A 23,214-nucleotide genomic window follows, 5' to 3' on the forward strand; every position below is an offset into this window, starting at 1 on the left:
GGTATAGAACATTTAAAGAAATATATGAAAACGAAACATTAACAAAAGCTTCTGTTGCTCTATATGCTTCTCAACCTGGAGTTAGTGTACACTTAAATGCACTAGAAGCTTATGTTGGTAAAAAACTTTTTGAACGCACTTCAAGAAAAATGATTCCAACAGAAGATGGAAAATTTTTATATGAATATATTATTGAATCTATAAAAAAACTTGAGATTGCTGAACAGCATTTTAAAAAAACAACACAAGAAAAAAAACCATCACTAAATGTAGGGATGTGTTCTGAAATGTTTCAATTGATTATTGAACCCGAAATTCCGAAATTAAACTTTGATTTAGTTGCCAGATTTGGAGCACACACAGATTTAATAAAAGACCTAAACAACGGTATTTTAGATTTAGTAATAACCCCTAAAAAACAGAACGAAAAAAAATCATTCGTTGAATATGTACCCTTTTCAAAAGAAAGAATTGTTTTAATAGCAGGAACTAAAACAAATATAACCCAAATACAAAATCACATTAAAACAAAAGATTTAGAACAATTAGAAAAAGAGTTGCTCCAAAATGTTTGGTACAGTTCATCTAATGAAATGGAACATTTTAGACGTTTTTGGTTTGAAAATTTTAATAAGAAACCTGCTTTCAAACCCAACTATATTTTACCAAATCTTACTTCTATTATTAGATGTTTAAACAATGGAAATGGACTCGCATTAGTTCCAGATTTTTTATGCCAAGAACAAATTTTAAGAAACCAAATAAACTTAGTTTGGGAGGGTGAAGTACAAACAGAAAATACTTTATATTTTGCATCAAGTACAGATTTGAAGTATAATAAGGAACTAGATACAATTAAGAATATTTTTAAAGCAAAAATGAAATAAAGGCTCAACTCAATAAAATTAATTGCTAGGACTGGTCTACTTATAAAAGTTTTATGGAATTTCTATTTGGATAATAGATGTTTTTTTGTGATTAAAGCGCTTAATTCTGTAATAGCACTACCAGTTAAAGGCTAAATTTTAAAGTGTTATGGCAGTCGTTTTTTTAGTTAAATTATTACGCAAAAGTTATATGCACAAAAGCATAAAAATGATATAATTTTTCCGTCTTTAATGCAATTTTTTTGGTTTTTAGACCTATTGCTAAGTTTTTATATGTTTTTAATGATGTCTTCATACTCAAAATAAAATAGCTCAAATTTCGACATGGTTTCTAGATAAAACTCATAACAATCTCGCCAAGTATTTTTATTATAAATACTAAATTTTTTGTCGAAAGTCACGTAAATTCTATGGATTGTTTTTCCATTTTGAAGCACGTAAGCGTTATCAAAAACAACACTAGGGAGTTCGTTTTCTAATAAGGACTTTAAAGAAAGTAGTTGATCGTAATAGAGCAAATTTGCTACTTCGTCATTTGTATCGATATCTAAACAAACCAAGGCTTTTTTTCTGTCTGCAACAAATTTAAAAGCAAGTCCTTTTATTTTAGTATTGTACAACAACCATTTTCTTGGAAAAGATTTTCCAAAACTTGTCCAAAACAACTTTCTTAAGGCAGCAGCCTCTTCTTTAGAGAACATTTTTAGTTTATAACATCAAATTAGTGTAGTTCAAATGTATAGTTTTTTTGTGTATTCTATATCAAATTTAAATCGCAATTTTAGAAAAAAAGTCAATACAACTACAAGTATTAAGAATGTTTTTATTGTAATTAGAACCTGCTTATAATCCGTATATTTGTTTTTTGTATTCTTTACAAATTTGCTTTTATAAATTTACATTTTATGTAAGCAGGTGAATATTTTTAACATCTATTAATAATAAAAAAAGCCGAATTAAATAACCAACAACTAAAAATGGCAATTGTAAAACCTTTTAAAGCAGTACGCCCAAGTAGAGATAAAGTGGCTTTGGTATCCTCAAAATCTTATGAGGCATATAGCCCTGCTGAATTGGGTGCAAAATTAGACTTTAATCCGTTTTCATTTTTACATGTAATACATCCTGGGTATAAATTCCATCAAGAGGTTAGAGGAGAAGAACGTTTTCAATTGGTACATCATCGCTATTTAGAATTTAAAGAAAAGAATATCTTTATTAAAGATGATATCCCCTCTTTTTATATTTACGAAAGAGTAAGTAATAACAGTGCAGTTTGCGGAATCATTGCAGCCACAAGTGTAGAAGATTATAAGAACAATAACATTAAAAAACACGAGGCAACTATTAGCGAAAGAGAACAGCTTTTCGAAAACTATTTAAAAGTAACTGGCTTTAATGCAGAACCCGTATTGTTAACTTTTCAAGATGATGAAACAATAGCTAAAATCATCAAAAAAGAAAAGGAAAAAAGACCAGAATACGAATTTTCTACAACCGATAAACAATTGCATAAACTTTGGTTGATTAAAGTGGAAAAGAGCATACACCAAATTTCAGATGCATTTCATAAAATAGAATCATTATATATTGCTGATGGCCACCATAGGTCTGCTTCTTCTGCATTATTGGCTAAAGATTTGGCATCAGAAAACCCAAATCATAATGGCCAGGAAGCGTACAATTTTTTTATGAGTTACCTTATACCTGAATCTGAATTAAAAATTTTAGCTTTTAATAGATTTATTAGAGATTTAAATGGTTTGTCTGTAAATGATTTTTTACAGCAATTAAGCACTGTTTTTAACATAGAAAATAAAGGACAACACATATATACACCTACTAAAAAACATCATTTTACTATGTATCTTCAAGGAGAATTTTATGCCTTATATTTAAGAAAAAATTCATACCATTTTACAGATGCTTTAAGTAAATTAGATGCAGAAATTTTATACAACACAGTGTTGCATCCAATTTTAGGTATAGATGATGTAACTAATAATGATAGGATTGCGTATTCGCATAACCAAACAAATGCTATTTCTATTAAAACAAAGGTAGATGAAGGGTTGTACAAAGTTGGTTTTGGTTTGTATCCTATAGGAATCCATGAAATGAAAGAAATTGCAGATGCAAATTTAAAAATGCCTCCAAAAACTACATATATTCAACCAAAATTAAGAAGCGGATTAACAATGTACGAATTTTGATGTTTTTAAAACATCAGTATAAACCTTTTTAAAATAGATAAGAATGATTAAAAAAAACTTAGAAAATATAAAATCAACTTTACCCGAAAATGTAACGTTAGTTGCTGTTTCTAAAACCAAACCTGTAGCAGATTTACAAGAAGCCTACAACGCAGGTCAGCGTATTTTTGGTGAAAATAAAATTCAGGAAATGGTTGACAAATATGATGCTTTACCTAAAGATATTCAATGGCATATGATTGGTCATTTACAAAGCAATAAGGTAAAATATATGGCACATTTTGTAGATTTAATTCATGGGGTTGATAAATTAAAAACCTTAAAGGTAATTAATAAAGAAGCAAAAAAACACGATAGAGTTATTTGCTGTTTGTTACAAGCAAAAATAGCGCAAGAAGACACCAAATTTGGGTTATCTTTTGATGCCATTACAACCATTTTAACTTCTGATGAACTTTCTGAACTAAATAATATTAAAATAGTTGGTTTAATGGGTATGGCTACATTTACTGATGATGAAACCCAATTAAAAGAGGAATTTACATCACTTAAAAATCTCTTTGAAGACTTAAAAACAAAGGTAAATACAGAAAATTGTGCGTTAAGCATTTTGTCTATGGGAATGAGTGGAGATTACCAAATAGCCATTGAAAACGGAAGTACAATGATAAGAGTTGGCAGCTCTATATTTGGTCATCGAAATTATAATCAGTAAATTTCGCAAAAAAATAAAGAAAAAGATATTGTACGCAATTTTAGATATTGAAACTACAGGAGGTAAATTTAATGAAGAGGGCATCACAGAGATAGCTATTTACAAATTTGACGGACACGAAGTTCTAGATCAATTTATATCATTAGTAAACCCAGAAAGAGAAATTCAAGAATTTGTTGTTAAACTTACAGGGATTAACAGTAAAATGCTTAGAAACGCTCCTAAATTTTACGAAGTAGCAAAACGTATTGTAGAAATTACAAAAGACTGTATATTAATAGCACACAATGCTGCTTTCGATTACCGTATTTTAAGAACAGAGTTTAATCGTTTAGGGTTTGATTTTCAAAGAAATACTTTATGCACGGTAGAATTAAGTCAGCAGTTAATGCCAAACCAACCCTCATACAGTTTAGGTAAATTAACCCGATCTTTAGGCATACCAATAACAGACAGACACAGAGCTTCTGGAGATGCTTTGGCAACCATACAGCTGTTTAAATTATTGTTAGAAAAAGATACCAAAAAAAATATCATTCAAAATTCTATCAAATATTTTGACAAACGATTAGAAAAAGAAAAACTAAAAAACTTAATAGAAGAAATACCCCGAGTTTTGGGCATTTTTTATGTACACGATGCGAATGGAAAGGTAATTTTTATAGGTAAAGGTAAAAATATCAATATAGAAATTAACAAACTGTTTTTAAAAACCACAAGGCGTGCAGTAAAAGTTCAAGATAGAGCTACTTCTGTTTCTTATAACAAAACTGGCAATGAGTTATTTACTCGCTTAAAATATTATATTGCTTTAGAAACCTTATCACCCAAATTTAACTTTAAGAAAAAATTTAAGTTAACAGACGATAATTTTAATCATGATAATTTTATCATCTTAGATAAGGGTAGAGAAGTAGAGGAAAATGCTGTAATTTTGATTGAAAATAACAACGTTACAAGTTTTGGATATACCAATTTGGCTTATCAAGAAAATAATATCGGCATTCTTAAATCGTTATTAACAACTGTATCTCAAAAAGAACTTGCTAAAACTATTGTAAAGAATTATTTAAATAAAAATAAGGTTCAAAAAATTATTCGATTTTAAATAAAAAAATTGTTTCCAAGTTTTTATAATGATATCGGTTTTATAATAAACGAGCTAAAATAAGGCAAGTGACTTTGGGTGAAATCATAAAAACAGACAACAAATCTTCAACAAATATTTATGTACAGGTGTTGAATTCGTAAAAGCCTTATTGTATATCGCGTTTTAAAATCTTACAAGATGTTGTTTGTTGAGTAGCTAAAAATATCAGCTATTTTTCATCAAATTATAAAAGCCTTTAAAAGTTTTATAAACAAATAATGATTACTTTAAATCGGAAACAATTTAAGCAAAAAAATAAACAAATAGCAACACGTATTGGTAGCAGGTGCATAATTATAGAACAAGTAGCACATAATTGTTTCTAAGCTTTTAGTTGACTATTGTAATTACAAAAATTAGCATTAATATACTATATTAGCCAAAAAATAAAAAAGGGATTCATGTTTTGGTATCATCCAGATTTAGAGCGATTAGAAAATGAAGTAGAGTGTTTAGCGTATCTTCCTAAAATGATTTTTTATGGGAGTTCAACATTTACATTATGGCAAGAATTAGCAACTGTTTTTAGAGCTTACAACCCTGTTAATCTAGGTTTTGGAGGCTCTACTTTAGCGGCTTGTACTTGGTTTTTTGATCGTGTTTTTAAAAATATTAAAAACCCTGATTCTATTGTAATTTATGCAGGTGATAATGATTTAGGAGATGGAAGACACCCAGAAGAAGTTGTTTTGTTTTTAGAAAATTTGTTAGCTAAAATTAGAGCCAAATACGGAAACGTAAAGTGTACTTATATATCTATAAAGCCTAGTATTGCTCGCAAAAATTTGTTAGAAAGTATTCATTATACCAATACTTGTATTGAAACGTTAGTGCTTAAAGATCCTCATTTTTACTTTGTTGATATTTTTGAAACACTTTTGGATGAAAATGGTAATCCAGATCAAAAATACTATCAAGAAGATGGACTGCATTTTAATAGTGAGGGGTACAAGATGTTAATTAATGCGTTGAAAAAGAAAAAGGCAATTTTTCCAGAAAGAGTTTTAGAAAAAATTGAATTGGAATAATTGCTTTATAAAAATCTATGAAAAGAGAATATCACAAATGGTATAGTCCAAATCTTGAAAAAGAGATGGAGATTTTGGTCTATGGTGATTCTGGAGCAAAAGTATTGTTTTTTCCACCCAGAATGGGGCGTTTTTACGATTACGAAAACTGGAAAGTAATTAAAGCTTTAGAAGAAAAAATAACTAACGGATATCTACAAATTTTTTGTGTTGATAGTGTAGATTTAGAATCTTTCTATAACAGTTTTGTGCATCCTGGCTATAGAATTTATAGACACATTCAATACGAAAAATATGTGTTAGAAGAAGTATTGCCTTTAGCAAATAAAATTAATAGCAATACAAACGTTATCTCTACAGGATGTAGTTTAGGTGCTTACCATGCTGTAAATGTAGCCATGCGTCATCCTAATTTATTTTGTAAAGTTGTAGGTTTAAGTGGTCGTTATGATTTGACTAAATCTAAAGGATATTTTAAAGATTTGTTAAGTGGCTTTCATAACGATTTTGTGTATTTTAATATGCCCAATCAATATTTAAAAAATATTGATGATCCCATTTTAATTGAGCAAATTGATAAAATGGATATTATTTTAGTAATTGGTAAAGAAGATCCTTTTTTAGAAAGTAATTACATTTTATCAAGTATTTTACATGAAAAAGGTATTACGCACCAAGTTTACGAGTGGGACGAAAGAGCGCACAAAGCACGCTATTGGAGAAAAATGGTTCAAATTTATTTTTAGATTTTCAATCGTTAAAAATAAAAATGTACTCCTATTGCAGAACTAAAAGCATCTCCCATAGATACTTCTTTAGAGGTTATGGCATACCATAAATAAGACTCTACTGTACCCAATTCATAATAGAAATCGATTCCTTTAAAAATACTTTTAGCATCAAAGTCTTTATGAATTTTTACGCCCCCAAAAATAACAAAATGAATGGCATTAGATACATAATAACCTTTTGTAAACTGGCTAGGTAAGGTGGTAAATGTATTTGTTGTTGCATCATAAGTTGCAGTTAAACCAGCAATTGGAGATATAAAATAGTTTTTTGATAATTCTTTAGTAAAAATAGGAAATGTATTTTTAATAGTAATTAAATGAGTAGACTTAGCCTCTGTAATAGCTTCAGGTATGTAACCATATAATAGCTCAGCAAACCAAACATTATCAAAAATTTCATATCCTACACCAGTAGATAATAGGCCTATGTTACCAGCAAATTGTAAAGAAGCATAATCAGGTACGTACCATGATTTCTTTTTTTCTGTAACTTCTTGAGCAAAAATGTTTGCAGAAAAAATGAATAAAAAAATTAAAGTAGCTATGTGTTTCATTTTTTATAATTCTATCAACTCTATTGCAAAAGATTTTTCTCGAACCGTAACAATGCCGTAAGCTAATTCTTTGAGTGAAGGTATCGTTAAATAACTTACATCTCCTTTTTCATAATTGTAAGTATGCGTGTGGCCATGAATGGATAATGGCACATTGTTATTGGTCATAATATTTCTGTAAGTACTACCCATTTCGTCTGTAAATTGATCACCATTTGGAGGGATGTGTGCAATAACAAATACTTCATTAAAAGAATTATGATCTTTTAATTCTGATGATAACCAATCAAAATCAGGTGTTTTTTTACTCTCCCATACAATATCATCAAAAAGAATAAACTTATTATTATTAAATTGAAATGTGTAATTATAATCGCCAAACATTCTCGAATAAATTAAATTTCCGTTAGAATTATAATCGTGATTGCCAATAACCGTAAAATAGGGTTTTTTAAGATCTGCCATAATATCATAAAAAATCTCATATTCTTTTAAAAGTGCCTGTTCTGTAATATCGCCACCAAAAACAACAAATAGTATCTCGTCATTCGTATTAATATGGTCTACAACCGTTTTAAGATTATCGTAATAATAATGGCTGTCTGTTAGGAAAGCAAATTTAAAATCTTGAGAATTGACTTCAATATTTTTTAAGATCTCTAAATTTTTAGATGTTGTGTTTTTATGTTCTTCTTTAACATCAGCATCGTAAACAGTATATTCAAAAATAGTATCACAAGATATTATGAATACAATAATGAAAAGAAAAAAAAATACCTTGATAAATTTCATTTGAAAAAAAGTTTCAACTAATAATAAATGTAAAATTAAGTTGCAAAAATAGTTAAAAAGAAAGCAGTTGGATAATTTGAGAGTTAGTTTTTATGTAGAATTCTTTTAAATATAGCTTTACAAAACAAGTAGCTTGGCATTTTAGACATGATTGATAAATCATCAATAAAAGAAGTTTCGCCATCTAAAAATTGAAATATTTTTGCAATAGAATTTCTTTTAAATAACCTACTAAAAAGTGATGTACCCAATAGATTTTTTTCAGCCAAAATATCTAATAATAACAAATCATAAAACCAATACCTTGATACTTTGTGAAAATTTGTAAGTGGTTTGTTTTCTTTTAAATAAGATATTAATTCGGTAGTTTTTTTTATGGTATTTTTAAATGTAAAGCCTGTACTGGCTTTAGACCAGCCACCAGAAGTGCCAATGTGAATAATGTTTTTAGAATTTTTTTTCCAAAATTTATAAGATGTCATGGGTATAATACCATCTTCTTTTTCAATAATGGTATAATTTATAATCTTCTTTTTTTGTAAATAGTTTTTAATAGCATCTTCATAAACACTATACTGCAATAATTCTTCAGAAAAAAGTGTATACTCAAAAAGTGCAACCTTTTTGCTTAAAGGCAATACGTACATGAATCTTGTATTGTTTTTTTGAGGGATATTAAAATCCATAAAAGTTGCTGTAGTGTCATCAAAAGTATTTTCTTGCAACTCTACAAACCACCCTACAAAATGTTGTTTTAAAACAGGATATTTTGTTTGTTTTAAATATTGTGAATCAAATAAAATACTGTTCAATAATTTTTTAGTAGCATATTTAGATTTGTTTGTGGTAACTGTAGCAAAATTCTTTTCTTGATGAATTGCTTTTACATCAGACATTACAAAATCTATATGTTTTTTTGTGTCTAAAATTGACCATATTTTTTGATAAAACGTACTACTTCTTATCAACTTATAGGTATAAGGCGTTATCTTTTTTTTAAGGTGATACGTTTCGCTTTCAAAAAGTATGGTGTTCCAAGAAGTTTGTAAAATATCGTCCCATTCGCCTTTTCCTTTTTCCCAATAACACCAAGTTCTGTCATTGCTGGTTTTTTTTTCTTTGTCGATAATTAAAATGTTTTTATCATCAAAAAAAGTATCCTTAGCCATTTTGTAAGCCATCATTAAACCAGAGGCACCAGCACCAAGTATTATGTAATCGTAGTTTTTCATCAAAAGAACAAAAAGGTAGAAAAGAAAATAAGAATAGCCATAAGTATGTGTATAGAAACTTTTTGATCTGTTTTTATGTGAAACCTATTGTAAAAAGCATGTGCAATGGCAGCAATTAAAAACCAGGCTACATAGTTTTTTATTGGCACAATACCGTTTTCAAATTCCCAAAAATCGAATCTTGGGGCTACAACCTCTATAATTAAATCTAACAACATCATAAATACCCCACCTAATAAAAATCGTAATATCTTGTTTTTGGTAATTTTTTGTGAAACATCTGCTGTAATAACGGTTAATACGCCCCAATTTACACAAATCATAATAGGTACACCACCAATTTTAAATCCTAAATTTTCTCCATATTCATAATTACCAAAAAACCAACCATAATTAACACCTAGAAACTCAGTGATAAACCCGATAAAAAAAGGGATAGAAAAAGCGATAAAAAAACGAGAATTAATGCCTTGTAAATTCCAAAGAATAGCAAAAAAATATACCAATAAATTTAACGGAGTTAAGCTTAAAAACCAATCTTGATATGATGATAAAATACCAAAAATACCAGAAATATTAAATAACCAAATGATAAATATGGTAATATATGCTTTGTATTTGGTTATCATTTATGATTGTTTACAATTAATTCTGATACAATTTTACCCGATAGTAAACACAAAGGAATTCCACCTCCTGGATGCACACTACCTCCACAAAAATAAAGGTTTTTAATAGTTTGACTAAAGTTTGGATGTCTTAAAAAAGCTGCAAATTTATTATTACTAGACGCGCCATACAAAGCACCTTGATGCGATTGTGTATTCGCTTCAATTTTTTTTGGATCTAGAATAGATTCGTAATTGATTAGTTGGTTAAAATCGACCTTTAGTATTCTAGACAGTTTATCGATAATATTCTTTTTAGTTCTTTGGATAATTTCATCCCAATCTTGGCCAGTGTTTGATGGTACGTTTACCATAACAAACCAGTTTTCAGAACCTTTAGGTGCATCATTTTCTTCTTCTTTTGATGATATGTTTACATAAATTGTAGGATCATTACAAACATTTTTATCATCAAAAATAACTTGAAACTCTTTTTTATAATCTTTAGAAAAAAAGATATTGTGCAAATCTAATTCTGGGAATTCTCTTTCAATTCCCCAATAAAATATTAATGCAGCACTAGATCTTGGTTGGTTTAGTATTTTTTCTGGTGCCTGTTGTTTTTTTAATAATTTGCGGTAAGTGGGCACAACATCAGCATTAGAAACTACAATATTAGAAAAATATGTTACACCTTTGGCTATAATACCTTTTGCTTTTTTATTATCAACTAAAATTTCATCAACCAAAGTATTAAATTGAAATTTTACTCCAATATCTTTGGCCAAGTTGTACATAGATGTGGTTATGGAATGCATGCCTCCTTTAGGAAAGTAGGTTCCAAAATATTGTTCTAAATGCGGAATCATAGACATAATTCCTGGGGTTTTATAGGGTGATGAACCATTATAGGTGGCAAATCGATCAAAAAGTTGCACTAATTTTTTATCCTTAAAAACAGCTTTGTTGTAGTTGTGTAAGGTTGTATTAATATCTAAACTGTTGATTCTAAAAATAGCATTAATCGTATCTTTAGATAAATAAGTACTTAACTTGTGCAAAGATTTTTCTAAAAATAAAGAAGCGGTTAAATCGTATTTTTTTTTACTTTTATTAAAATATTTGTGCAACTGAGCTTCATCTACATCAAAAGAATTTGTTGCATTTTTAGCAAATTGAAAAATATCTGCAGCAGCTGTAAAACGAGTGCCATCTTCATAAAAATATTCGCAAACAACTTCTTTTTTCTTGTATTCAAAGTAATCTTGAATGTTTTTGTTTGTGGCTTTGAATAAGTCTTCTAGAAATTGAGGCATGGTAAACAAAGAGGGCCCCATATCAAATCGGTATCCGTTTTCTGAAAAAGCGGTTAGTTTACCACCAAAATAAGTATTGGCATCAAAAACTGTGACTAAAAAACCTGCAGATTGTAAACGAATAGCAGCTGCTAAACCTGCAATACCAGCACCAACTACAATTACTTTCTTCTTTTGGTTATCCATTAATTAAAAAGTGTAGGTATACGTTTAAGCTTTTAAATTGGGTTTTCTAAAATATTTAAATGGTACGAAAAGCATACCAAAGCACTCACTTTCTTCTTTGCCCATGTTTTTATGATGAATTTTATGTGCTTTACGTAAACCTAGTAAGTACCTGTTTTTGGTGTGTTTAAACCATTTAAAGCGTTGATGAATGAGCACATCATGAACTAAAAAATAGGCTAGACCATAAAAAAGAATTCCGAAGCCAATTGCTGCTAACCAATAAAGTTGTTGTTCTAACCCAAAAAATATAGATAAAGAACTAGGTATAGCAAAAATTACAAAAAAAGCGTCGTTTTTTTCAAATACATGAGGATATCCAGGTTGATGATGATCTTCATGCAAAAACCACCCAAAACCATGCATAATGTATTTATGTGTACACCAAGTAACACCCTCCATTACAACAAACGTAGCTAATGTGATTAATGCAAAAATCATTTTTAAATAATATTTAGCTTGTATTTTACATAACTTCTTGCCAATAGATTAATTTTCATTGGGTCAGAAATTCGAATTCTAGTGTCCATAATTTTTTCTGATGGAACAGATTTTAGTTTTTTTAACAACCGTCTGTAATATCTATAAGCAGTATAAACCCCAAACTTGGCTTCAACAGGAAGTTTTAAAATTCCGTGATTGTAAGCAAAATCAAAATCATCCTCTATTTCGTCGATAATTACCTGTTTTGAATTTGCATCTAATTCGCCTAAATTGATATTTGGGAAGTAAGAACGATTTAATACCTCAAAATCGTCTTTTAAATCTCTTAAAAAATTTACTTTTTGAAATGCAGAACCCAAACGCATTGCAGCATCTTTTAATTCGTTGTATTTTTTATCATCACCATTTACAAAAACTTTTAAGCACATTAAACCAACAACATCTGCAGAGCCATAAATATATTCATCATATTCTTCTTTGGTCTGGTATTCTGTTTTGTGTAAATCTGCTTTCATACTTTTTAAGAACGCTTGTACCATTTCATCGGGAATATTATAGCGATTTACAGTTTGCTGAAACGAGTGTAATATTGGGTTTAAGCTGATGCCTTGTTCTTTTGCAATATAGTAATCTTTTTCAAAATTTGCCATTAAAACTTCTTTATCATACTCATGAAAAGTATCTACAATTTCATCTGCAAAACGAACAAATCCATAAATATTATAAATATCTGTTCTAATTTTTGGAGATAACATATTTACTGCCATTGAAAAAGATGTACTATACTCTTTGGTAACCAGTTTACTGCAATGATTAGAAACGTTATCAAATAGTGCTTTCATTGTTAGTGTTGTTTTTTAATGATTAATTCTGTTGCAATTTTTCCAGAAATTAAAGCTGGAGGCACACCAGGTCCAGGTACTGTTAATTGTCCTGTAAAATACAAATTATTTACTTTACTACTCTTTATTTTTGGTCTTAAAAAAGCAGTTTGTAACAAAGTGTTTGCCATACCATAAGCATTGCCTTTGTAAGAATTGTACTCTTCCTCGAAATCTTTTACACAAAAAGATCTTTTAAATAATACGTTTTCTTTTACTTTTTGATTGGTTAATGTTTCAAATCTATCCATAATTTTATGGAAATATTTTTCTCTAAGCTCAGGTGTATCTTTAATGCCAGGTGCTAATGGAATTAAGAAAAAACCAGCTTCTTTACCTTCAGGAGCAGATGTTTTATCTGTAATAGAAGTAAAATTTGCATAAAATAAAGGTTCTGAAGGCCATTTAGGGGTATCATAAATTTCTTTGGCATGTGCATCAAAATCTGAATCAAAAAATAATGTATGGTGACTTACATTTTTTATTTTTTTATCAAACCCAACGTAAAATAATAATGACGAAGGTGCAAATGTTTTTTTATCCCAATAGGATTCTGAATATTGTCTTAGATTTTTATCTAATAGTGTTTCTGTATGATGATAATCTGCACCACTCAAAACAAGATTTGTTTTTATTTCTTTTCCGTTTACAAGTAAACTTTTGACATTCTTATTATCATCAACAATAATTTTATCAACATTAGCATTTACTTCAAATTCAACGCCAAGACTTTTCGCTAAGCTTACCATTGCTTCAATTACCTGATACATTCCTCCTCTAGGATGCCATGTACCCAAGCCAAAATCGGCATAATTCATAAAATTATAAAAAGCTGGAGTGTTGCTTGGTTTGGCTCCTAAAAATAATACAGGAAATTCTAAAATTTGAATAAGTTTTTGGTTTTTAATATTTTTTCTAACCTGTTTTCTTATGGTAGAAAAAAACTGACTCACTCTTGCAATAGTGGTTGTAGTAACTAATTCTAATGGAGAAACTCCTGGTCTGTAAACCAAATCTTTAATAGCAGTATCGTAATTAGATTTTGCAGACGCTAAAAAGTTTTTTAAGTGTTTGCTACTTCCTTTTTCTTCTTTTTCAAAAAGATCATAAATTTCATCTAATTTGTCAGATATTTTAACGGAATCGTCTTTGCCAAAATATACCTCATAGCCAGGACTCAATTTATCTAAGGTGTAATAATCTGATGGTTTTTTACCAAAGTCTAAAAAAAAACGTTCAAAAACATCTGGCATCCAGTACCAAGAAGGACCCAAATCAAAAGTAAAACCATCTTTTTTAAATTGTCTGGCTCTACCTCCTAATGTATCATTTTTTTCGAGAACAGTTACTTTGTATCCTGCTTTCGAGAGATAACAGGAGGCTGACAGGGCAGAAAATCCTGATCCTATAATATAAATTTGATTGTGCATTGATTGATTTTTGTTTAACAAATATAAAAATTAATCAAACAAAAATATTGAATGATAATAAAATTTATAAGAGTTTTAACAAATCTGATACAGATTTGTATAATTTAATATTATCGTTTAAATCCATATCCTGAATTTTTTCAACTTTTCTACCAATAGCAATAAATTGATTGTCTGTACGCTCCATAACATCTGCTATTTCATTAAAATAGTCCTCAATTTTATCATCGTAAGGTTGTATGGTTAAAGAAGTTACAAAACAGATTTCACGTTCACTTTCTAAGAAATAACTCAAATTGTTTAGCGGTAAACTTTGTCCTAAGTAAATGGTGTGATTACCTCTTAATACCAATTCATAGTTCAAATACATTAAACCCAGTTCATGAATTTCATTTTCTGGTAAAAACAAAACATAAGTTTTATTTGTATTTGCAATGCTGTATTGGAGTTTTTCTGTATTAATCTGAATTTTTTGAGCAATTAAATTAGAAATAAAATGCTCGTGTGCAGGCAGTAATGTTTCTGTTTGCCATAATAAACCAATATGGTCTAAAAAAGGAATAAAGATATCTTTAAAAATTTCTCTAAACGTTTTTTTGTGTAAAAGTTTGTTATAAGTATTGTTAAATAAAATTTTATCAAATTGAAACATGGCTACTTTAAACGAATTTATAGCTTCGTCATTGGTAGCAATGCTAAATGCCAGCTCTCGAGATTTTGTGTTAATCATCTCTTCTGACATTGCTGCAATTTTAGAGATTTTAAAGTTGTTTTTGTTTAATAAAACAATGTTCAGAAGTTTCGTCAGGTTTTGGGGTGTATAATACCTAATATTTGTATCGGTTCTTTTAGGTTGTAACAAATTATAGCGTTTTTCCCAAATTCTGATAGTATGAGCTTTAATACCAGAAATATTTTCTAGGTCTCTTATCGTAAATTCTTGTTTTATATTGTTCAATTTATAGCTCTTTAAGTTGAACAAATTTAAGAAATTTATTTGATAATAAAATAAATTTATACAAAATTGTAACAAATGTTGTTATTTTAGTACTAATATATCAAACTAACTATTTACCAAGTGCAGAAAGATTTAGAGACTAAATTTTTATCGGACTTTGAAAAGAATCAAAATATAGCACATAAAATTTGTAGAGTATATACTACAAATAGAGAGGCACACAACGATTTATTTCAAGAAATAACCATTCAACTTTGGAAAAACTATCCAAAGTTTAGAGGAGATTCTAAATTTAGTACTTGGATGTACAGGGTTGCTTTAAATACCGCAATTTCGCTGTATCGTAAATCAACAAGAAGAGTTAAAACACAAGATATAAGTGATTTTGCTTACAAAATTAAATCTACTGATTATGATGATACTGAAGAGGTGCAACTAAAAGCCTTGTATAAAGCTATTCATAATTTAAGTGATATTGATAAGGCATTGATTTTTTTATATTTAGAAGATAAACCTTACAAAGAGATCTCCGAAACATTGGGGATAACCTCAGTAAATGCTAGAGTGAAAATGAATAGAGCAAAAGAGAAATTAAAAAACATACTAAACCCATAATTTATGGATGTATTAGAAAATTATAAAAAGGTTTGGGGAAACCAACCTGAAGAGAGCAGTAAATTTTCGGCTATTGAAATTTATAAAATGGCACATTCTAAATCTTCGTCTATTGTAAAATGGATTTTTATTATAGGTATTTTAGAATTTATTGTTTTAAATTCATTGTATTTTTTTATAGATATGGAGCAAGCTAATAAAGAATACGAAAAACTAGGCTTAGAAAACTTTGTATTTTATTCTCAAATAACAGCTTATGTAATATTATTTTATTTTTTATGGATGTTTTATCAAAATTATAAAAGAATTTCTACGGTTGATTCCACAAAAATATTGATGAAAAAAATTCTTAAAACTAGAAAAACAGTAAGAAATTATGTGTTATTTAATTTAAGTTATTTAGCATTAATTATGTTGGTAGTAACCGTGGTTACTATTAATAATGATTTTGATGATTTAAGCGGTAAACAAATTTTTATAATTATTGTATCAACATTAATAGCAACACTTTTATTTTTGTGCATTTTGTGGCTTTTTTATCAACTTATTTATGGTATTTTATTGAAGAAACTAAACAGAAACTATAAAGACCTAGCTAAATTAGATTCCTAATTTTTAGCTTAGCTATCCAAAAAAGTATTGTTTTTATTTGTTTTTGTTCGTGGTACATCATCAGAATTCTGATGTTTGAAACTATGTACAATTTGAAGGTAGTTTTACTTTAGGATATGGAATATTAAAAAAATATTTAGCTGACATCTTTTAAAACATGAACAAAATACCTGTTTTTTGAATTGGTATTGATGTTTTATATGATGATAAAAAAAGTGTTTTTGCACTGGCTGCTTCTACTAGCGTTCATTTTTATTTCTGATAATGTTTCAATTCTTTTAACAGTATTTCGTGCATATCATCAGTATAATTTAAATGAGTTACAATACGTATTTTTCCTTCTCCCATTGGTGTAAGTAAGATGTTTTTGGTTGCCATTTTGCGAATAAAGTTGTCTGCACCGATTTTATCATCTACATAAAAAATTAAAATGTTGGTTTCAGCAGGTTCTATTTTTGTTATAAAATTACAGTTTTGTAAAACCTCGGCAATTTCTTTTGCTTTTTTATGGTCTTCTGCCAAACGATTAACGTTATTGTCTATGGCGTAGTTGGCTGCAGCTGCTAAAAAACCAACTTGACGCATTCCGCCTCCTAATAATTTTCGAATTCTTAATGCATGTTTTATGTCTTTTTTAGTACCTAAAAGCATTGAGCCTATTGGCGCACCCAAACCTTTAGAAAAACAAATAGAAATTGTATCGAATAACTTGCCATATTGTTTTGGGTTTTCATTTTTTGCCACTAGAGCATTAAATAAACGCGCACCATCTAAATGAAATTTTAAATTATTTTTTTGAGTAACTTTTCTAATTTTTTGCAATTCTTCAAAATCCCAACAGGCTCCACCACCTTTGTTAGTTGTGTTTTCAATACAAACCATTTTAGTGTTAGGCAAATAGATTTGCGGTTGTACAGCAGCCATATCACTAATTTGTTGTGCTGTAAACATTCCTCTGTTTCCATCTACCAATTTACATGTAACACCAGAGTTAAATGCAACCCCACCACTTTCATAATTGTAAATATGCGCATATTTGTCGCAAATTACCAAATCGCCAGGTTGAGTTTGAATTTTTATTGCGGTTTGATTTGCCATGGTACCTGATGGAAAAAAAAGAGCATCTTCCATACCAAATAGATTTGCTACTTTTTGCTCTAACTCATTTACAGTAGGGTCCATTTTAAAAACATCATCCCCTACTTTTGCTTGCAGCATTGCTTTTAGCATTTGAGGGGTTGGTTTGGTAACTGTATCAGAAATTAAGTCTATGGTCATTACGTTGTGGTTTGTTTTTTAATTAAATTATTGTCCTCCTAAACGTAAAATGTTTTCATAATAAGCATCAGAATTAGGGTCAGAAGGATCCATTTTTCCATAACCAATTTTATAATATTTTAATGCTTTTTTATACATTTTTCCGGTTTCATAATATCTGCCAATATAATATTCACCTAAAGGCGATCTTGGAAAAAGTTTTAAAATCATTTTTCCGAAATCTCTTAATTTATCACCATTTTCCTTTTCTATAACGATGTTTTCAATAGCATAGATATCTTTTTCTCGGATGCCCAAATTGGTGCCGAACAAAAATTCAATCTCTAAATACTTGTTTTCTAGGTAAAAAATGGCGTCTTTTGGAGCTAAATCTTTAATGTTTTTTTCATATTCCTCTTTAGAAATTGCAGAGTAAATTTCAAAAATTTTAGTCATAGCTCTAGGTATTGCTTCAGCAATAGCAGAAATAGAACTTGCTGTATTAATTTCGTCATTTATAACATTAAAATTGTCTATACCAAGCCCCTTTAAGCCTTTTTGAACTCTACTTATTTTGGATTGCTTCTGGGGTGAAAACGATGAAGAGTTGTTAGTGTAAAAATAAAATGTATTATCTTCTCTGCCAAACTTACTTAAATTATACGATTGCAATTCACCGCCAATAAAGTCAGAAAAACTAGGGTTTATACAAATAAAAGAATTTATAAAAGCTGTGTTTTCTTTTAAAAAATGTGATACTAAATTTCCAGAGTATCCATGACCAACTAAAGAAATAAACGGAGACGTTCTGTAAGTACTTTCCATGTAAAAAATTACTTCATCCCTTAAAAATTCATAAAAATATCTGGCTTTGGCATTCAATTGCCCATTAGAACGGTTAAAACCAACATCATCACTTTTAGTTTTTTCCATAGAAATACCCACTATAATTTGTTTAGGCGCTTTATCTTTCTTCGCAAAAAGTTTAGCACTTCCCACATAAATGTCAAACAAATATTCTTCATCCAAAACAACTGCTAAAGGATAGTTTTTAATGCTGTCTTTTTCATATCCTTCAGGAATGTAAATTCTAAGTTTTCTCGTTGTTTCTAAAATTTCTGATTCTAAGTTTTTTTCTAGTATTTTTTGAGAAAACCCCAAAACAGAAAAAAGAAGAAATAATAATGTAAGTGTTTTCTTAATCATAAATTAGAATGTTTATTTTTGCTGTTGATGATTTTTGTTCTTTTTATGAACGTCCAAAATACAAAAATATGATACAACCTGAGTGGAAAACCGCGAAAGAATATGAAGATATTACCTACAAAAAATGCAATGGAGTTGCAAGAATAGCATTTAACAGGCCTAATGTTAGAAATGCTTTTAGACCAAAAACAACTTCAGAATTATACGATGCTTTTTACGATGCTGGTGAAGATGTAAATATTGGTGTTGTTTTATTGTCTGCAGAAGGGCCAAGTACTAAAGATGGTGTGTATTCTTTTTGTTCTGGAGGCGATCAAAAAGCAAGAGGTCACCAAGGTTATGTGGGTGATGATGGTTATCACAGATTAAATATTTTGGAAGTTCAACGTTTAATCAGATTTATGCCAAAAGCAGTTATTGCTGTGGTTCCTGGTTGGGCAGTTGGTGGTGGCCATAGTTTACATGTAGTTTGCGATCTAACTTTGGCATCTAAAGAACATGCTATTTTTAAACAAACTGATGCAGATGTAACTTCTTTTGATGGTGGTTATGGATCTGCATATTTGGCAAAAATGGTAGGTCAGAAAAAAGCAAGAGAAATCTTCTTTTTGGGTAGAAATTATTCTGCGCAAGAAGCCTATGAAATGGGAATGGTAAATGCTGTAATTCCTCATGATGAGTTAGAAGACACTGCTTATGAATGGGCACAAGAAATTTTAGCAAAAAGTCCGACTTCTATTAAAATGCTAAAATTTGCCATGAATTTAACTGATGATGGTATGGTTGGGCAGCAAGTTTTTGCAGGTGAAGCCACACGTTTAGCCTATATGACAGACGAAGCAAAAGAAGGTAGAGATGCGTTTTTAGAAAAACGTAAACCAAATTTTCCTAAAAAATGGATACCATAGTCAATTGTAAATTTTAGAATTATGAATTACGAATATTGAATTCGTAATTTAAAATTAATAATTCATAATTAAATAGAATGAAATCACAAGTAGTAACTTTTTTAATAAAATGTCCAGATCAAAAAGGATTGGTTGCAAAAATTACCAGTTTTTTTTATGAAAAGGGCTTCAATATTTTAAGTTGTCAGCAATATGTTAATTCAGTAGAAGACATGTATTTTATGCGTATTCGTTTAAATGCAGAAGGTACAAATATCTCTAAAGTGGAATTGGAAAGCAGTTTTTTAGAATTAGCAGCACCTTTACAATTCAATTGGTCTGTAAATTATGGCGATGAAAAGCAGAATGTGGCAATTATGGTGTCGCATACAAGTCATAATTTATACGATTTATTAGAGCGTTATAAAGAAGGCAGTTTAAATTGTAATGTAAAAATGATTATCAGTAATCATGATAAATTAAGACATATAGCAGAAATGTTTAATGTTCCCTATTATCACTTACCAGTAACAAAAGAGACTAAATCAGATCAAGAAGCACAAGTAAAAGAATTGTTAGAAGTAAATGATATTGATTTGGTGGTAATGGCAAGGTATATGCAGATTTTATCATCAGATTTTATCAATTATTATAAAGATAGAATCATTAATATTCATCATTCTTTTTTACCAGCTTTTCAAGGAGCAAATCCATACAAAAGAGCTTATGAAAGAGGAGTGAAGTTAATTGGAGCAACTGCACATTATGCTACAGAAGACTTAGATGAAGGACCAATAATTGAGCAAGATGTTAAACCAGTTACTCACGAAAGTACTACTCAGACTTTAAAAAGAATTGGGGCAGATATCGAAAAATTAGTTTTAGCAAGAGCAGTTAAATGCCATTTAAACAATCAAATTATTGTTTCCGGAAATAGAGCCATTGTTTTTCCAGAAGCTGGAGAGTAATAGCTCTTTTAATTTCCCCAAAGGGAAAAAAAGTAAAACGTAATAGTAATGTAAAAACTCAAATTTTACCCAGATTGGAGTTCCTTCTTTTTGGGAAGGCTAGGATGGGATTTTGTAATGAAAATAATCTGTATTGGGCGCAATTACGCAAAGCATATCGAAGAATTAGCAAACGAAAGACCAGAAAATCCTGTTGTTTTTTTAAAACCAGATTCTGCTATTTTACCACGAAAAAATCCGTTTTTTATACCTCCTTTTTCTGATGATATTCATTACGAAGTAGAGGTTTTAGTCAAAATAAATAAAGTTGGGAAACATATAGACCCAAAATTTGCTTACAAATATTATGATGAAATCGGATTAGGAATCGATTTTACAGCCAGAGATGTACAAGCAAAATGCAAAGCAAAAGGTTTGCCTTGGGAAAAAGCAAAAGCTTTTGATGGTAGTGCTGTAGTGGGTGAATTTTATCCAAAAGAAGAATTCGATTTAGAGAATTTAAAATTTCAATTGTACAAAAATGATGAGCTAGTACAAGATGGAAATACAAATGCAATGTTGTGGAAAACTGATGAATTAATCGCTTATGTATCTCAATACTTTACCTTAAAAAAAGGAGATATTATTTTTACAGGAACACCTGCAGGTGTAGGTAAAGTTGTAGAAAATGATAATTTAAAAGGGGTTATAGAAGGTAAAGAGGCGTTTCAAATTAGAGTGAAATAGTTATAACAAATAATTTCTATTCAATTGTTTTACAGTTAATGATCAATTTTTTAATTCAAATAATTATAGCTGTTTTATAGGTTGGAGCTATGTATATTTAGCAAAGAAATTTAAAAAAAGCAAAATCATTTATTTTTGTATCGGCTTTTTTATTTGTTTGATATTTAGAATTGGATATCTGTTTTTTTATGGAGTTATTACAGATTTTAAAGTAGATCAAGATTTAAATGATCATAAAAACTTGTCAATCGTATTAAGTATTATTGTTGCTTATGTTTTGTTTCGATTATTACGAAATACATTGCAGGATAATAATTCAGAGACTCCTAATATTAACGAAATAGGAAAAGAGTAAAAATAGTTTTATAACCTACATACATTAACTTTAAGCAAAGTTGTTAAATAATATAATGAAAGCAGAAATAATAACGATAGGAGATGAAATTTTAATTGGGCAAATTGTAGATACCAATTCGCAATTTATAGGGCAACAATTAAATAAAATCGGAGTTTCTGTATATCAGATTACATCTATTCAAGACGATCAGCAACATATTTTAAACGCTTTACAAGAAGCGCAAAATAGAGTAGATATTGTAATCATAACAGGGGGTTTAGGACCAACAAAAGACGACATCACCAAAAAAACAATTGCACAATTTTTTAATGATGATGAAATTGTAGAATATCCAGAGGTAATTGCACACATAAAGGAACTATTTAAAAAAATAAATCATCCTTTTAAAGAAGTGCAACGTTATCAAGCGCAATTGCCATCAAAAGCAACCTTGTTAATGAATCATTTTGGAACAGCACCAGGCATGTGGTTTTATGAAAACAAAACTGTGTTTGTTTCACTTCCAGGAGTACCTTATGAAATGAAAGGTTTAATCACAAATAAGGTGTTGCCTAAAATTCAAAAACAGTTTAAACTACCTTTCATCATCCATAAAACAATTATGACATATGGTCAAGGAGAAAGTACCATTGCAGAAATTATAGAAGATTTTGAAGACAGTTTGCCAAAGCATATCAAATTAGCCTATTTACCCTCTTTTGGTAGAGTTCGTTTGCGTTTGTCTGCTATAGGCGAAAACAAAATAAAATTAGAAAAAGAACTTAATGACAAAGTCGCTGAAGTTTACAAATTAATTCCGGATATTATCACAGGTTTAGATGATGATAGTTCTTTAGAAAAAAGAGTGGGCTTGTTGTTGCAACAAAATAATCAAACTATATGTACAGCAGAAAGTGTAACTGGTGGTAAAATTGCATCCAATTTAGTTTCAGTTGCAGGTTCATCTGGCTATTATAAAGGGAGTTTTGTAACGTATTCAGCAGCAACCAAGATCGATTTATTAGGTGTTTTGCCACAAACTATAGAAAAATACACAGTGGTAAGCAAAGAAGTTGCTTTAGAAATGGCTAAAGGAGCTAAAGAAAAGCTAAACACCAATTATGCAATTTCAGTTACTGGTAATGCAGGGCCAACAACAGATCATAATGACAAAAGTGTAGGTTTGGTATATATTGCAATTGTATCTGATAATAATGAGTTTGTGGGCGAATTTAATTTTGGTCAACCACGTGAAAAGGTTATTCATAGAACTGTAAGCAAAGCCTTAGAATTGCTTCAAAAAGAAATATTAAAAAATTAGTAAATTTCTTTTGTTCACTTTTAGATTTATTTGTAGATTTGCACCTCGTTTAGAGATAACA

General features: G+C 29.4%; 25 protein-coding genes. 13 read left to right on the forward strand and 12 right to left on the reverse strand.

Going from position 1 to position 23,214, the window contains the following annotated elements; genetic code table 11:
* On the forward strand, positions 1 to 887 hold an 887-nt coding region (locus ACW9UN_RS14245), incomplete at its 5' end, for a LysR family transcriptional regulator (RefSeq protein ID WP_459486980.1).
* 269 nt (positions 888 to 1,156) lie between these two features.
* Here the strand turns inward: ACW9UN_RS14245 and ACW9UN_RS14250 are convergent.
* The gene (locus ACW9UN_RS14250) at positions 1,157 to 1,588 is read right to left on the reverse strand and encodes a DUF4268 domain-containing protein (protein ID WP_459486981.1); all 432 of its coding nucleotides are present in this window, start codon (positions 1,586 to 1,588) and stop codon (positions 1,157 to 1,159) included.
* A gap of 276 nt (positions 1,589 to 1,864) precedes the next feature.
* On the opposite strand from ACW9UN_RS14250, the gene ACW9UN_RS14255 reads away from it, so the two are divergent.
* The 5 genes from ACW9UN_RS14255 to ACW9UN_RS14275 all read left to right on the forward strand — a co-directional run bounded on the left by ACW9UN_RS14255 (position 1,865) and on the right by ACW9UN_RS14275 (position 6,739).
* The gene (locus ACW9UN_RS14255; protein WP_459486982.1) at positions 1,865 to 3,100 is read left to right on the forward strand and encodes a DUF1015 domain-containing protein; all 1,236 of its coding nucleotides are present in this window, start codon (positions 1,865 to 1,867) and stop codon (positions 3,098 to 3,100) included.
* Positions 3,101 to 3,143: 43 nt separating this feature from the next.
* Entirely contained in the window at positions 3,144 to 3,815 is a 672-nt protein-coding gene (locus ACW9UN_RS14260; protein WP_459486983.1) for a YggS family pyridoxal phosphate-dependent enzyme, read from the forward strand.
* Positions 3,816 to 3,843: 28 nt separating this feature from the next.
* Positions 3,844 to 4,923 (forward strand): exonuclease domain-containing protein, encoded by a 1,080-nt coding sequence (locus ACW9UN_RS14265; protein WP_459486984.1) that lies wholly within the window; start codon positions 3,844 to 3,846, stop codon positions 4,921 to 4,923.
* 443 nt (positions 4,924 to 5,366) lie between these two features.
* Complete coding sequence (locus ACW9UN_RS14270; protein WP_459486985.1) at positions 5,367 to 5,993, forward strand: GDSL-type esterase/lipase family protein; 627 nt, start codon at positions 5,367 to 5,369, stop codon at positions 5,991 to 5,993.
* 17 nt (positions 5,994 to 6,010) lie between these two features.
* Complete coding sequence (locus ACW9UN_RS14275; protein ID WP_459486986.1) at positions 6,011 to 6,739, forward strand: esterase family protein; 729 nt, start codon at positions 6,011 to 6,013, stop codon at positions 6,737 to 6,739.
* Positions 6,740 to 6,750: 11 nt separating this feature from the next.
* Here the strand turns inward: ACW9UN_RS14275 and ACW9UN_RS14280 are convergent, their stop codons facing one another.
* From ACW9UN_RS14280 to ACW9UN_RS14320, 9 genes are all read right to left on the reverse strand, one after another.
* Positions 6,751 to 7,338 (reverse strand): hypothetical protein, encoded by a 588-nt coding sequence (locus tag ACW9UN_RS14280; protein ID WP_459486987.1) that lies wholly within the window; start codon positions 7,336 to 7,338, stop codon positions 6,751 to 6,753.
* 3 nt (positions 7,339 to 7,341) lie between these two features.
* Positions 7,342 to 8,130, reverse strand: a complete 789-nt coding sequence (locus tag ACW9UN_RS14285) for a metallophosphoesterase family protein (RefSeq protein ID WP_459486988.1) — start codon at positions 8,128 to 8,130, stop codon at positions 7,342 to 7,344.
* An 83-nt stretch (positions 8,131 to 8,213) separates the two neighbouring features.
* Entirely contained in the window at positions 8,214 to 9,362 is a 1,149-nt protein-coding gene (locus ACW9UN_RS14290; RefSeq protein WP_459486989.1) for a lycopene cyclase family protein, read from the reverse strand.
* Positions 9,362 to 9,991, reverse strand: coding sequence for a carotenoid biosynthesis protein (locus tag ACW9UN_RS14295; protein ID WP_459486990.1), 630 nt, complete (start codon positions 9,989 to 9,991; stop codon positions 9,362 to 9,364). The genes ACW9UN_RS14290 and ACW9UN_RS14295 overlap by 1 nt, the downstream gene beginning before the upstream one ends.
* Positions 9,988 to 11,472 carry a 1-hydroxycarotenoid 3,4-desaturase CrtD gene (gene crtD / locus ACW9UN_RS14300; RefSeq protein WP_459486991.1) on the reverse strand — a complete coding sequence of 495 codons (1,485 nt, stop codon included), beginning with the start codon at positions 11,470 to 11,472 and terminating at the stop codon, positions 9,988 to 9,990. The genes ACW9UN_RS14295 and crtD overlap by 4 nt, the downstream gene beginning before the upstream one ends.
* Positions 11,473 to 11,496: 24 nt before the next feature.
* Complete coding sequence (locus ACW9UN_RS14305; protein ID WP_459486992.1) at positions 11,497 to 11,952, reverse strand: sterol desaturase family protein; 456 nt, start codon at positions 11,950 to 11,952, stop codon at positions 11,497 to 11,499.
* A gap of 2 nt (positions 11,953 to 11,954) precedes the next feature.
* Positions 11,955 to 12,797 (reverse strand): phytoene/squalene synthase family protein, encoded by an 843-nt coding sequence (locus tag ACW9UN_RS14310; RefSeq protein ID WP_459486993.1) that lies wholly within the window; start codon positions 12,795 to 12,797, stop codon positions 11,955 to 11,957.
* A 2-nt stretch (positions 12,798 to 12,799) separates the two neighbouring features.
* Positions 12,800 to 14,266: a bifunctional phytoene desaturase/3,4-desaturase gene (gene crtID / locus ACW9UN_RS14315; RefSeq protein ID WP_459486994.1), complete on the reverse strand. Its 1,467-nt coding sequence runs from the start codon at positions 14,264 to 14,266 to the stop codon at positions 12,800 to 12,802.
* Between the two features lie 64 nt (positions 14,267 to 14,330).
* Complete coding sequence (locus tag ACW9UN_RS14320) at positions 14,331 to 15,224, reverse strand: MerR family transcriptional regulator (RefSeq protein ID WP_459486995.1); 894 nt, start codon at positions 15,222 to 15,224, stop codon at positions 14,331 to 14,333.
* Between the two features lie 120 nt (positions 15,225 to 15,344).
* Here ACW9UN_RS14320 and ACW9UN_RS14325 point away from each other — a divergent pair, with 120 nt between their 5' ends.
* Positions 15,345 to 15,839 carry an RNA polymerase sigma factor gene (locus ACW9UN_RS14325; protein ID WP_459486996.1) on the forward strand — a complete coding sequence of 165 codons (495 nt, stop codon included), beginning with the start codon at positions 15,345 to 15,347 and terminating at the stop codon, positions 15,837 to 15,839.
* Between the two features lie 3 nt (positions 15,840 to 15,842).
* Positions 15,843 to 16,451, forward strand: coding sequence for a DUF8845 family protein (locus tag ACW9UN_RS14330; RefSeq protein WP_459486997.1), 609 nt, complete (start codon positions 15,843 to 15,845; stop codon positions 16,449 to 16,451).
* A gap of 252 nt (positions 16,452 to 16,703) precedes the next feature.
* On the opposite strand, the gene ACW9UN_RS14335 is transcribed toward ACW9UN_RS14330, so the two are convergent.
* The gene (locus ACW9UN_RS14335) at positions 16,704 to 17,729 is read right to left on the reverse strand and encodes a threonine aldolase family protein (RefSeq protein ID WP_459486998.1); all 1,026 of its coding nucleotides are present in this window, start codon (positions 17,727 to 17,729) and stop codon (positions 16,704 to 16,706) included.
* 27 nt (positions 17,730 to 17,756) lie between these two features.
* A complete protein-coding gene (locus tag ACW9UN_RS14340) occupies positions 17,757 to 18,914 on the reverse strand; it encodes an alpha/beta hydrolase-fold protein (RefSeq protein ID WP_459486999.1) in 1,158 nt (385 codons plus the stop codon).
* Positions 18,915 to 18,982: 68 nt separating this feature from the next.
* Between ACW9UN_RS14340 and ACW9UN_RS14345 the strand changes: the two genes are divergently transcribed.
* From ACW9UN_RS14345 to ACW9UN_RS14365, 5 genes are all read left to right on the forward strand, one after another.
* Entirely contained in the window at positions 18,983 to 19,822 is an 840-nt protein-coding gene (locus tag ACW9UN_RS14345) for a 1,4-dihydroxy-2-naphthoyl-CoA synthase (protein WP_459487058.1), read from the forward strand.
* Positions 19,823 to 19,899: 77 nt separating this feature from the next.
* A complete protein-coding gene (purU, locus tag ACW9UN_RS14350; protein WP_459487000.1) occupies positions 19,900 to 20,769 on the forward strand; it encodes a formyltetrahydrofolate deformylase in 870 nt (289 codons plus the stop codon).
* A 117-nt stretch (positions 20,770 to 20,886) separates the two neighbouring features.
* Positions 20,887 to 21,495 (forward strand): fumarylacetoacetate hydrolase family protein, encoded by a 609-nt coding sequence (locus tag ACW9UN_RS14355; protein ID WP_459487001.1) that lies wholly within the window; start codon positions 20,887 to 20,889, stop codon positions 21,493 to 21,495.
* Between the two features lie 157 nt (positions 21,496 to 21,652).
* Complete coding sequence (locus ACW9UN_RS14360) at positions 21,653 to 21,850, forward strand: hypothetical protein (protein ID WP_459487002.1); 198 nt, start codon at positions 21,653 to 21,655, stop codon at positions 21,848 to 21,850.
* A 55-nt stretch (positions 21,851 to 21,905) separates the two neighbouring features.
* Complete coding sequence (locus ACW9UN_RS14365; protein ID WP_459487003.1) at positions 21,906 to 23,153, forward strand: competence/damage-inducible protein A; 1,248 nt, start codon at positions 21,906 to 21,908, stop codon at positions 23,151 to 23,153.
* Positions 23,154 to 23,214 lie beyond the last annotated feature (61 nt).

Source organism: Polaribacter litoreus, assembly GCF_054584775.1.